This window comes from Chroococcidiopsis sp., from assembly GCF_051657925.1.
Lineage (GTDB): Bacteria > Cyanobacteriota > Cyanobacteriia > Cyanobacteriales > Chroococcidiopsidaceae > Chroococcidiopsis.
Genome location: NZ_JBOFLP010000302.1, coordinates 1 through 12143, shown reverse-complemented (window position 1 = coordinate 12143; position 12143 = coordinate 1). Strand labels below are relative to the sequence as shown.

At 42.9% G+C, this 12143-nt stretch carries 14 protein-coding genes and 1 pseudogene; 13 read left to right on the top strand and 2 right to left on the bottom strand.

What is annotated here, in order from left to right:
• The 3 genes from ACRC32_RS24530 to ACRC32_RS24520 all read left to right on the top strand — a co-directional run.
• The coding region (locus tag ACRC32_RS24530; RefSeq protein WP_438556420.1) for a glutaredoxin domain-containing protein at positions 1-209 on the top strand (209 nt) is incomplete at its 5' end.
• 70 nt (positions 210-279) lie between these two features.
• Positions 280-786, top strand: coding sequence for a tRNA adenosine(34) deaminase TadA (tadA, locus tag ACRC32_RS24525; protein ID WP_438556419.1), 507 nt, complete (start codon positions 280-282; stop codon positions 784-786).
• Positions 787-914: 128 nt separating this feature from the next.
• Complete coding sequence (locus ACRC32_RS24520; protein ID WP_438556418.1) at positions 915-1715, top strand: lysophospholipid acyltransferase family protein; 801 nt, start codon at positions 915-917, stop codon at positions 1713-1715.
• An 80-nt stretch (positions 1716-1795) separates the two neighbouring features.
• Here the strand turns inward: ACRC32_RS24520 and ACRC32_RS24515 are convergent, their stop codons facing one another.
• Positions 1796-1966: a hypothetical protein gene (locus tag ACRC32_RS24515; RefSeq protein ID WP_438556421.1), complete on the bottom strand. Its 171-nt coding sequence runs from the start codon at positions 1964-1966 to the stop codon at positions 1796-1798.
• On the opposite strand from ACRC32_RS24515, the gene ACRC32_RS24510 reads away from it, so the two are divergent.
• The 3 genes from ACRC32_RS24510 (at position 1931) to grxD (ending at position 3307) form a co-directional block, all read left to right on the top strand.
• Positions 1931-2587, top strand: coding sequence for a hypothetical protein (locus tag ACRC32_RS24510; protein WP_039713500.1), 657 nt, complete (start codon positions 1931-1933; stop codon positions 2585-2587). The genes ACRC32_RS24515 and ACRC32_RS24510 overlap by 36 nt on opposite strands.
• Positions 2588-2658: 71 nt before the next feature.
• Positions 2659-2919, top strand: coding sequence for a BolA family protein (locus ACRC32_RS24505; protein ID WP_015157300.1), 261 nt, complete (start codon positions 2659-2661; stop codon positions 2917-2919).
• A 64-nt stretch (positions 2920-2983) separates the two neighbouring features.
• Positions 2984-3307 carry a Grx4 family monothiol glutaredoxin gene (gene grxD, locus ACRC32_RS24500; protein WP_039713498.1) on the top strand — a complete coding sequence of 108 codons (324 nt, stop codon included), beginning with the start codon at positions 2984-2986 and terminating at the stop codon, positions 3305-3307.
• Between the two features lie 237 nt (positions 3308-3544).
• On the opposite strand, the gene ACRC32_RS24495 is transcribed toward grxD, so the two are convergent.
• Positions 3545-3796 carry a DUF6761 family protein gene (locus ACRC32_RS24495; protein WP_106544800.1) on the bottom strand — a complete coding sequence of 84 codons (252 nt, stop codon included), beginning with the start codon at positions 3794-3796 and terminating at the stop codon, positions 3545-3547.
• Between the two features lie 528 nt (positions 3797-4324).
• Here ACRC32_RS24495 and ACRC32_RS24490 point away from each other — a divergent pair.
• The 7 genes and pseudogenes from ACRC32_RS24490 to ACRC32_RS24460 all read left to right on the top strand — a co-directional run bounded on the left by ACRC32_RS24490 (position 4325) and on the right by ACRC32_RS24460 (position 12127).
• A complete protein-coding gene (locus ACRC32_RS24490; protein WP_438556417.1) occupies positions 4325-5131 on the top strand; it encodes a response regulator transcription factor in 807 nt (268 codons plus the stop codon).
• A gap of 38 nt (positions 5132-5169) precedes the next feature.
• Positions 5170-6036 carry an FkbM family methyltransferase gene (locus ACRC32_RS24485; RefSeq protein ID WP_438556416.1) on the top strand — a complete coding sequence of 289 codons (867 nt, stop codon included), beginning with the start codon at positions 5170-5172 and terminating at the stop codon, positions 6034-6036.
• An 89-nt stretch (positions 6037-6125) separates the two neighbouring features.
• The gene (locus tag ACRC32_RS24480; RefSeq protein ID WP_438556415.1) at positions 6126-7232 is read left to right on the top strand and encodes a Gfo/Idh/MocA family protein; all 1107 of its coding nucleotides are present in this window, start codon (positions 6126-6128) and stop codon (positions 7230-7232) included.
• A gap of 525 nt (positions 7233-7757) precedes the next feature.
• A complete protein-coding gene (locus ACRC32_RS24475) occupies positions 7758-10067 on the top strand; it encodes an ATP-binding protein (protein WP_438556414.1) in 2310 nt (769 codons plus the stop codon).
• Complete coding sequence (locus ACRC32_RS24470) at positions 10012-10461, top strand: response regulator (RefSeq protein WP_438556413.1); 450 nt, start codon at positions 10012-10014, stop codon at positions 10459-10461. The genes ACRC32_RS24475 and ACRC32_RS24470 overlap by 56 nt, the downstream gene beginning before the upstream one ends.
• Positions 10462-10520: 59 nt before the next feature.
• Positions 10521-10874, top strand: a pseudogene (locus ACRC32_RS24465) (four helix bundle protein).
• Positions 10875-10945: 71 nt separating this feature from the next.
• The gene (locus ACRC32_RS24460; protein ID WP_438556412.1) at positions 10946-12127 is read left to right on the top strand and encodes an ATP-binding protein; all 1182 of its coding nucleotides are present in this window, start codon (positions 10946-10948) and stop codon (positions 12125-12127) included.
• Positions 12128-12143 lie beyond the last annotated feature (16 nt).

The following is a 12143-nucleotide window of genomic DNA, read 5'->3' as shown; positions in this document are numbered from 1 at the left end:
AATTATTGCTGTGGTGGAAGGGTGTCAACTACACGGAATACAAGATTGATGGTGATGATGTAGCTAGAAATACAATGGCAGAACGCGCCAACGGACGGCGCACCGTTCCGCAAATCTTCATCAATAACGAGCATGTCGGTGGCTGCGACGATATTTACAAACTGGATAGCGAAGGCAAATTAGATCCTCTCCTCGCTCAGCCAGCCTAACATTTGTAGAGACATTTGTCGGGGCGCACGGCTGTGCGCCCGCCGTATCCAGAACACAATATCTAACAGCGTGACAGTTGAAGCCCCAGAATACATCATCCACCGTCAATGGATGCAACGGGCGATCGCCCTTGCCCAAATTGCCGGGGAAGCCGGAGAAGTTCCCGTTGGTGCAGTCATTATCGATTCAAGCAGCAACGTCATTGCTGAAGCAGAAAATCGACGAGAACGAGATAACGATCCCACCGCCCACGCAGAAATTATTGCTTTGCGCCAAGCTGGTAAAACCTTACAAAACTGGCATCTCGATCGCTGTACCCTATACGTTACCCTAGAACCTTGTCCCATGTGTGCGGGAGCGATTGTACAAGCACGAATTGGTTTACTTGTCTATGGTGCAGACGATCCGAAAACTGGAGCTATTCGCACCGTCACCAACATTCCCGATAGCGCCTGTTCCTATCATCGTCTCCCCGTTCTCGCTGGCATTTTAGAATCCACTTGTCGCCAACAACTGCAAGCCTGGTTCCGCCAGAAGAGAGCTGGGGAAGCTGAGGGAACTGGGGGAGAAAAGTAACTGGCACTGGTCACCGATCACTGTTCACTGCTAAAACTGTCCCCTATGTGTAGCGATCGCGACTAAAAAAAATTAGGGTGGAATTAAAGCCATATAACTTTACGTTCGCTTACACACTCGCCACCCTCATGATTCAGCTCGATTCCTCGCACACTGAAATTGGGACAACTAAAAATACCAAGGTGGCTGCAAGCTCTCACGTTTCGCCTTGGTTAACGCCCATAGTCTATCCTATCGGACGGCGCTTGGTCTTACCCTTTTATTTTGACAAGATTGAAGTTAGCGGATGGGAAAACTTGCCAAATGGAGGTCCTGTCATCGTAGCACCTACCCACCGTTCTCGTTGGGATGCGCTCATGGTTCCTGCAATCGTGGGTAAGATTGCAACCGGGCGAGATCCGCGATTTATGGTGTCCATAGACGAAATGAAGGGTATCCAAGGATGGTTTATTAGCCATCTCGGAGGGTTTGCTGTTGATGTGAAGCGTCCATCCATTAGTACTCTCAGACATGGCGTAGAATTACTACAACAAGGAGAAATGCTAGTCATTTTTCCTGAAGGTGGTGACCTGAAAAAAAATCGTGAGTGTACGCTGAATTCTCTTCAACCTGGTTTAGCTCGCCTAGCACTACAAGCCGAATCAAGTCAGCCAAACTTAGGTGTCAAAATATTACCGCTCGGTATTTACTATAATCCTCCCACCGTACCGTGGAGATCTCAGGTTAGGATTAGTATTGGTTCTCCTATCCAAGTAGGAGATTACAGCACGGGTTCGATTAAAAAAGATGCGAAGCAATTGACACAAGATTTAGAACTAGCACTTCAACAGTTGGGCAGTAAGACGCAAGCAATCGTAGAGACGCAAGCAACCGTAGAGCAAGACAGCGCTCCTTCCCTATACTCTGAAAGAAAGGAATCTTTTATTTAAAACAATAGCTTCAGGTATCGCAGCTGGGGAACAAACTCAAAAGTCAAAAGTCAAAAGTTCAGGAGAAAAGTGGAACATATCTAAACTCTCCCCTGCTCCCTGCTCCCTGCTCCCTGATAACTGCTCCCTGCTCCCTGCTCCCTGCTCCCTGATAACTGATAAGATACCCGAAGTTCAAAATCGGTCTTGTGTTTTTTAGCGCACGGAATTAAGCCATGATTTCTGCTGGAACTCAACGCTTCCTTTACCATAGCTGCATAACATTATTTTCGGCGATCGCAGCTATGACTTTGCTGTCCCCAACTTACGTCCAGGCGCAAACGCCGCCAGCACCAGCAACTCCTAACCAAGCTCAACCTATCGATCCAAAAAATCCTAACATCATTCAACCTTCTGCCCAGAATAATAGCGTTTTGAGCGTGGCTGGAGGTCAACGGCTGATGTCGGAAGCTAGCAGCGCTATCTCCTCTCAAAACTACGACACAGCGGTGAAAAAGTTGCAGGAGGCGCGTCAGGTTTTCAATCAAATGTCTAATTTCTACCAACAGCTAGCTGGTAACTTTCAGGGTATTGACAATCGCGTTGCCGATAGCCAGCGTAAGAAAGCATTGGATACTGCCCAAATGCGCGATGATGCGACTTACCAACTGGCATTGGTACATCGAGCGCAAAACAAGCCAGAACTTGCCGTACCGCTGCTGGTTCAGATTGTTAACAGTCAAAACCCCACTAGAGATTTGGGCAAAAAAGCTTATCAACAGCTATTCGAGTTAGGATTTGTTGACGCGCCTTTTCCTCGTACTGGCGATACTGGTAATGCGCCACAACGGAGTGAAGCTAAGCCTCCCGAACAATCTACACCAAAACAGTAGCGAAGGGGCGATCGCCCATCTATCCTTAGAAATAGTTAAATTAGAAAAGAGTTCAGCAATTAGGAATTGAAATGATTAGTCCTCAGCAAGTTGAGGAAATGATTAAGGTAGCGATCCCAGATGCCCAAGTTCAAGTACAAGACTTGACTGGGGGTGGAGATCATTACCAAGTAGTAGTCGTTTCTTCCCAGTTTGAAGGTAAGGGACGAGTACAACAGCACCAACTCGTCTACAGTTCCCTCAACCAAGCAATGTCATCAGAAGCTATCCATGCTCTAGCACTAAGGACTTACACACCCCAAGCTTGGCAAGCTGTCAGCCAAGTGGTGTAAGCTGGCTTCTCCCATAATTCTACTAGGCGCTAATACCTCATCCTCAAGACTAGGAATAACAACTATGACTCCAGAATTGAAAGAGCGACTCGATAATCTCGTTCAACAAAACAAAATCTTGGTTTTCATGAAGGGCAACAAATTGATGCCTCAGTGTGGTTTTTCTAACAATGTCGTGCAAATTCTTAACACTCTGGGAGTTCCCTTCGAGACTGTTGACGTTTTAGCAGACTATGACATCCGACAAGGAATTAAAGAGTATTCCAATTGGCCCACCATTCCTCAAGTTTATGTTAACGGTCAATTTGTGGGCGGCTCTGATATTCTGATTGAAATGTACCAAAGTGGCGAGTTACAACAGATGGTAGAAGTCGCGCTTGCTTCTTAACAATTAACGATTTGGATAGAAATGCATATAGGGGCGTACAGTTGTATGCCCCTACTCATTTGCTACAAAGTTTATTTTTAATTGTTGGCAATTTTTAGCCAATTTTAAGCATCAGCATAAATAGCTGACCGATCTAAGCTTGACCTTACCCGCTCGGAAGAAGCCCAATTTAATTCAAAATTCAAAATTTTGATTTGATTTTCCACTGAATCCTATTTCGAGCCAATCTACAATAACTTAACGGTAGTCTGATTCTGGTTCTGGCTGAACCGGCATTTCAAAGTTATACGGATCGTATAGAAAGCGGGTTGCTTCTTCCTCTAAACGATGAATTAGATAGGGTTCGAGGATGTTGGAATGCCTCATGGCTGCAAGATAGCCGTCTAAATACAAACGTAAATCGTCCGTGCGATAGCCTCTTTGCCACATTTCGACCAGGGCATCGGTCAGTTTTTGATAGTGGCGAATTGTTTGAGTATCTTGTAACATAGCGCAAGATGAAGGGATCGAATGTGCCTTGAAAATGTGTTTCTTAAAGGGATTTGCCAGGATGGAACTTTTAAGTTGTCTTCTCTAAGCTGAGTTTTTCAAGCAGCGATCGCTGAACGAGCGACATAGAAATTATGAATTTCTTCTTAGTAAGAGTGTATTCAGTTTTAGCAAGTCGATTTTAGCGTGAGTCCTCTATACTAACTAATAGTCGAACAATTACTGTACTGTATATAATTTTTGTCTCATTTATTTCATCATAGACTAAATTAATCCCAAAAAGTTTGTATCTCTAGGGCGATTTTGACTGGGTGTCGGTCTTGACCAATTTGCAGTTAGATGCTTAAGCTATCGCTCGAGTCTCAGAATATTAAGTTTTTTTAAGTTGATTTTTAGAAAAACATGGTAACCGATGTCTGTTCGCTCGTCAAGACTGCTAGAGAGTTGATACTGAGGTAGCAGCTGTTACAAAAGCTTGACACAGGCTTTGATACCTTGAGAGTCACGTATAAAAGGAATCTTGCACCTGTGACCTCGGTTTGTATAGAAATTGTAGAGGGAAATCCACATCTGCGATCGCTACTCAGTTGGCACTTACAACAGGTAGGCTATCGAGTATATCAAGCAGCTAGTCTCTATCAAGCGCGAGACGTATTTTTAACGCGCCAGCCCACACTGGTAATTCTCGATGCTGAATTAGCTGATGGTGACGGGACAGAGTTTTGCCGTTGGCTACAGCAACAGCAGCAACCACTGATTCTGATGCTATCTGCCCGCAACACCGAAGCAGATATTGTCACTGGCTTAAAAGCAGGAGCAGACGATTACTTGTGCAAACCCTTTGGGATGCAGGAATTTTTAGCGCGAATCGAAGCGCTGATTCGCCGTCAACGCACGCCAGCCGCACCAGCTTACTTGGACTACGGCACTTTGCAAATAGATCTAGTCCAACGTCGCGTTTACTTCAAAGGTGAATACATCGACCTCACGCCTCAAGAATTTAGTTTACTTTACGTCTTGGCTCAAGCTGGAGGTTTACCCCTCAGCCGCTCCGAATTACTGCGGCGTGCTTGGCCTGATGCTATAGATAATCCCCGTACCATCGATACTCACGTCTTGTCATTGCGGAAAAAAGTCGAAATCGATCCGCGCCAACCAAGCTTAATTCAAACTGTGCGTAATGTAGGGTATCGCTTCAACGCCGAAATTCTCAAAGCCAACAGCGTACAGCCAACCGACATTTCCCAACGCCAAACCGCAAATCACCACTCCCCTTTAGAAGAAACGAGGGAGAAGTCGGAAGTCACAAGTCAGAAGTCAGAAGTGTTTCACTAATTCGATCTGAATTTTCGTAATCTGAAGATCTAAAATTTATGTCCTACCAGTCAAGAACTAACTTCAAAAAAGTAGTACTACCTAATGGTATGGAAATATTTTGCCTTCAGAAGGAAGAAATCTTTATTATTTACGATCAGATCCAGGAGTATTTCAGAAATGGAATTGAGCTAAAAGCAGGAAATACTGTATTTGATGTAGGCGCTAATATAGGAATGTTTTCTTTATGGGTAGATCGATTATGTGCTGGGAATGTTAGCATCTATGCTTTTGAACCTATGCCAGAAGTTTTTCAAGTCCTAGAGGAAAACAGCAAATCTTGTCAGTCAGAAAAGATAAAAGTCTTACCGTATGGGCTTTCAAGGTCTTCAAAAACTCAAATATTTAGTTACTATCCTAATTTGACATCCATATCTACAGCATATTTTGATGAATCTAAGGAGGAAAAAGACAAATTCAAAAAAGCTGCTATGCAAAAAATTACCAATATACGAAATAGCTCAAATTTATCTTCACCTTTATCCTGGTATACTAAAATCCCCCGCTTTTTATTATCATTTATTCTCGATATTAAAGTAGAAAAAGCTTTTCAATCGCAGCAAGTTACATGTCAGATGAAAACCTTATCTGAAGCGATAAGCGATTGGGGAGTTCAACAAATTGACTTACTCAAAATAGATGTAGAAAAGAGCGAACTGGATGTCCTTTTAGGAATTGCCGAGGCGGATTGGGCGAAAATCAAACAGATCGTATTAGAAGTACACGATTTAGATTGCCGAGTTGAGAAAATCACATCACTTTTAAGCAGCAAAGGATTTAGCGAAGTTATTGTAGAACAAGAAAACTATCTGAATGATACTGAGATTTTTAATATGTATGCTTTACGAAGCAAGAGTAATTTGTAGGGTACGTGGTTCGCACGCCGTACAATGAATTTATACTTTTGACCGCCACCGTTGCACAATAAGAAAGAGCAGTGGCATGAAATTGGGTTATGTCTTCAATTGGTGTGGCAGTCGTTGGAACGGGTTTTGGGCAAAAAGTTCATTTACCTGGGTTTAAGGCTCATCCTCGGACGCAGGTTGTAGCAGTGTATCACCGCGATCGCGACAAAGCTCAGGCGATCGCTCAAACTCATAATATCCCCCATGCGAGTCCTACGCTAGAAGAGATTGTCGCTCTACCAGAAGTCCAAGCAGTTAGCATCTCTACCCCGCCGTTTCTACATTACGAAATGGCAAAGACAGTATTGCAAGCGGGAAAGCACCTGTTACTAGAAAAACCCACCACGCTCTCAGCTACAGGAGCGCGAGAGTTGTATCACATAGCTAAAGCTAACAATCTCGTCGTTACCCTAGATTTTGAATATCGCTTCGTCCCTGCATGGCAAAGGTTAGCTGAATTACTAGCGGAAGATTATGTGGGTAAAAAACGACTGATTAAAATTGATTGGTTGGTTCCCAGTCGCGCCGATGCTTCCCGCCCTTGGAATTGGTATTCTCGTAAGGATATGGGAGGTGGGGCTTTAGGGGCGTTGGCTTCCCATACTTTTGATTACATGAATTGGTTGTTTGGTGCAGCACAAAAACTTTGCGCTCAGCTCAGTACTAGCATTCCTTTACGGCTCGATCCTCTGACGGGGGAAATGAAGCTAGTAGATGCTGATGACACTTGTTTGCTGATGCTAGAGCTAGCAGACGGTACGCCTTGTCAAATTAGTATTAGTTCGGCAGTATATGCCAATCGCACGCACTCAGTAGAAGTGTATGGCGATCGCGGTACTTTAGTATTGTGCAGTCAAAATCAAAAAGATTACGTCCACGGCTTTCACCTCTGGGCTGCTTCCGCCGGACAACCGCCAGCAGAATTGGAAATTCCAATGCGATTGGGATTTGACAAAACCTATACAGACGGACGCATCGCTCCATTTATTCGCGTAGTTAACCAATGGGTGCAAGGAATTGATAGCGGAGAATCCCTAATTCCTTCCATTCGCGAAGGTGTTTACTCGCAATTGTTAATGGATCTCAGCCATGCTTCTCACCAACAACGCAGTTGGGTAGACGTACCAGATTTAGATACATATCTGACTAGTAGCTAAAAGTCCCCATCTGCGTCCATCCGCAATTAAATTATTCCCACCCAGATGTCGTAGCGAGTATTTGGTAGATACGGGTTTATCGACAATCTCTATTTCCCTATCAAGATATAAACAAACTCGCCCTCACATTACAAAGATATTTGTGACAGAAAATTTATTTAAATTGAATTTTTTATAAAAAGTTTATAATCCTTCAAAATTAGCTCATATTAATTAAGATACAAAACGCGATCGCGCGGAATTTTGTTTTGCCGAACATGATACACTTTCCCGAAGAATAAAGATTGAATTGTAGGTGCGGGTTCGCCCAGATCTCGATCTGAAACAAAAAATATTTGGTAAACCAGCCCTTACAGGTTTTATAATCTAGGGAGGATAAGGGGTCAGAATTCAGGTAGGCAGAAGGACTTTTTCATACATCGCGGGAGCGACATTTAGATAATACCAAGACGGTCGATCGCCAAAAAATCAAAAGAGCGATCGCATCTCTATTGCTGCTCCCGTCATCAACTTAGGAGAAGCAATATGGTCATCGATTTTCAAGCTCAAGGTATCGACATTACCCGTCTAAAAGAACCAGCAATTCATACTTTTAATCAAATTCAACCGCATGGAATTTTAATTGTTTTAGCAGAACCGGATCTGACAATTTTACAAATTAGTAGTAATGCGATCGCCACGTTCGGAATTGCTGCCGAACAAATGTTACAAAGACCTTTATCAGAATTTATCGATCCTTTTCAGTTAGAAAGAATTCAGACTGGCTTAACCGCAACAGAAGATCTCGATATCATCAATCCCGTTAAGTTATGGGTACGGAAGAAGGGCGATGAATATTCTATATTTGATGGCGTATTTCACCGTAATATAGAAGGATTTCTAATTTTAGAACTAGAGCCAGCGCTAGCCCAAGAAAATATTCCCTTTCTCAGTTTTTACCACTTAGCTAGAGCATCTATTAATCGCTTAGAAGAAACTTCAAATCTGAGAGAGTTCTGTCAAATTATCGTCCAAGAAGTTCGCAACGTGACTGGCTTCGATCGCGTCATGTTGTATAAATTCGATAACGACGGACATGGTTCTGTCATTGCTGAAGAAAAACTCGATAGCATGGAACCATATTTGGGACTACACTTTCCTGAATCTGATATTCCCAGACCAGCCAGAAAACTATTTGCATCTAATTGGATTCGTTTAATTCCTGATAGTCACTGCGAACCTGTAACCCTCGTACCAGCAATTAATCCAATTAGCAAAGAACCTACAGAACTGACGAATTCCATTCTTAGAAGTGCCGCAGCTTGTCATTTTGAATATTTACACAATATGAATGTAGGTGCTTCGCTGACGATCTCGTTAATTAAAGACCAAAAACTTTGGGGTTTAATTGCTTGTCACCATCAAACACCCATGTATGTTTCTTACGAATTACGCAAAGCGTGCGAATTTTTGGGACGGATGGTATTTTCTGAAATTGCTTCTAGAGAAGAAACGGAAGATTTTGCCTATCGGCGACAGCTGGCTTACGTGCAGTCAGCTTTAGTTGAATACATGTCCCAAGAAGAGAACTTTATTGATGGTTTGATTAAACACAAACCAAATCTTCTTAACTTAGCTAATGCCCAAGGTGCAGCAATTTGTTTTGGCAATACTTGTACGACAATTGGTAAAACTCCCGCAGCAGAAGACTTAAATTTCTTAGTTCAATGGCTGAAAAATAACGTTCAAGAAGAAGTGTTCTACACCGATTCTTTAGCGCAAGTTTATCCCACTGCGGAAAGATTCAAACATGTTGCCAGTGGCTTATTAGTAATTCCAATTTCTAAGCGCAATTACGTATTATGGTTCCGTCCCGAAGTGATTCAAACAGTGAATTGGGGCGGCGATCCTCATAATGCTTACGAATTGAATCAAGAGAATGGACTGCGATTGTGTCCGCGCAAATCTTTCCAATTATGGCAAGAAACAGTCAGCCTCACGTCTTTACCCTGGAAACAAGTAGAAATTAAAGCGGCGCTGGAACTCAGAAAAGCAATTGTCAATATCGTACTGCGCCAAGCTGACGAATTAGCACAATTAGCCGCCGATTTAGAAAGATCGAATGCCGAATTGAAAAAATTTGCTTACGTTGCTTCCCATGACTTACAAGAACCGCTAAATCAGGTAGCAAATTACGTCCAATTGTTAGAAATGCGCTACCAAGCACAACTTGACGCAGACGCGAAGGAATTTATTAATTTTGCTGTCGAGGGAGTCAGCTTAATGCAAACCCTGATCGATGACGTGCTGGCGTATTCTAAAGTAGAAATGCAGGGAGTTGAGTTTGAACTTACGGAAGTCGATACGGCTTTAGATCGCGCTTTAGGTAATTTAAGACAACGCATTACTGAAAGTGGGGCGAAAATTAGCCGCGATCCATTACCGACTGTGATGGCAGATAGCACCCAATTGATGCAATTGTTTCAAAATTTAATTGGTAATGCAATTAAATTCCGCAGTGACAAACCACTAGAAATTCACATCTCGGCACAGCGTCAAGAAGAGGATGAGTGGCTGTTTGCAGTACGAGATAATGGGATGGGTATCGAACCACAATTTAGCGATCGCATCTTTGTGATCTTCCAACGCTTGCACCCACGAGACGAATATCCAGGTACGGGAATGGGTTTAGCAATCTGTAAAAAGATTGTCGAGTGTCACCGAGGACGAATTTGGGTGGAGTCGCAACTTGGGGCTGGAGCAACATTTTATTTTACGCTACCCGTAGGAGGGCGCGATCGTGAGCGGAGAAACGGACGCAAAACACAAAACGATCTTTTTGGTAGAGGACAATAGAGCAGATGTCCGTTTAATTGAAGAGGCATTGAAAGACAGTTCCGTACCGCATCAAGTGATGTCGGTAAGGGATGGAGTCAATGCGATCGCATTTTTGCGTCAAGAGGGCGAGTATGTTGACGCACCTCGCCCTGACTTAATCTTGCTCGATCTCAACTTACCCAAAAAGGATGGGCGAGAAGTCTTGGCAGAAATTAAAGCCGATCCTCAACTCAAAAGCATTCCTGTTGTCGTCCTCACGACTTCTCGGAACGATGAGGATATCGCCCATAGCTATGCTTTGCACGTCAATTGTTACATCACCAAATCTCGCAATCTCAGCCAATTGTTTCAGATTGTCAAGGGAATTGAAGAGTTTTGGCTCTCTACCGTTACATTGCCATCAAATCAGTGACCAGTGACCAGTGACCAGTGACCAGCGAACAGTGGAATAGTGACCAGATGTAGTAAGCAATGAATAGTAAAGTTTATGATAAGGCTTATCTATTTACTATTAGGATTGTGAATGCTTACAGGCATCTATGTAACAATAAAAAGGAGTTTGTTCTGTCAAAACAATTACTTAGAAGCGGAACTGCAATTGGGGCAAATATCGCAGAAGCAAACGGAGCCATGTCTTCAGCAGAGTTTTGAGCCAAAATATCAATAGCTTATAAAGAATGCTTGGAGACAAAATACTGGCTTTCTTTACTAAAGGACACAGGCTACTTTAACGAAAAAGCCTTTGACAGCATTTATCAAGATGCAGAAGAACTCAGCAAAATGTTGTGGCAAATTCTCAAAACGAGCCGAGAAAATGGGAGCTGATAACTAGTCACTAGTCACTGGTCACTGGTCACTGGTCACTGTAAAAAAGGAGGGGGAAAAACCAGAAAACTATGCTTGCCAGTTTAGTAAAAGTCTTGTTAATTGAAGATAGTTTGGCAGAAGCCAGATTTTTACAAGAGATTTTGCGGCAAGCCAATCTCAGACACTTTCATCTGGTACATGTCAAGCGATTGGGAGATGCCTTAGCAGAACTGGATCGAGGGTTAATATCATCACAACCCTACGATGCAGTTTTACTAGATTTGACTCTTCCAGATAGCCAAGGGTTGGCATCTTTACCTCTACTACTACAACAAGCACCTAGCTTACCGATTGTCGTTCTGACGAATATGAACGATGACGAATTAGCAATTGAGGCGGTGCGACAAGGGGCGCAAGACTATTTAGTTAAACGGCAGATCGATGCTAAATTATTGGTACGATCGCTATGTTATGCGATCGAGCGCAAGCAGGCAGCAGAAGCTTTACAAGCCAAAAATCAAGCATTAGCAACCCAGGTGCAGGAAAGTGCAGTTGAGTTAGACAAAGCTAAGCAACTAAATCGATTTAAATCTGAATTTGTTTCGATGCTGTCACATGATTTTCGCAGTCCACTAACAACTATTCTTTTAGCAACTGGACTACTACAAAATAGCGAAAAAAAATTAACTGAAAAACAAAAAATAACCCATTTTCAACATATTAATGCTGCGATTAGAAATATGGCGCAGATGTTGGATGAAGTTTCTCTAGCGGGGAAAGCTGAAGCGGGACAACTTCAATGCCAACCTACCTATTTAGATATTCAAGGATTTTGCCAAGAACTGGTTGCAACATTAGAACTGAGTGCAGCCAAAAAACAGATTGCTCTGATTTTCACCTATCAAGGGCAAACAGAAAAAGCATTATGGGACGAAAATCTGCTGCGACATATTTTAGTTAATTTACTCAGCAATGCAATTAAATATTCTGCCGCAGGCAGTAGCGTACAATTTAATCTAATAGCTCAACCAGAAATGGTAACTATTCAAATTCAAGATTGGGGAATTGGTATTCCCAAAGCAGATTTACAACAGCTTTTTCAACCCTTTCACCGCGCCAGCAATGTCGGTAGTACTCCTGGTACTGGGTTAGGACTGGCGATCGCTAAAAAGTGTATTGAAGCCTGCGGCGGCGAGATTTATGTGGAGAGTGAAGTCGATGTAGGAACCACATTTACTGTCATTTTACCCGTGGTCTCCGTACCAATCTAAATGCATTCGCCATCAA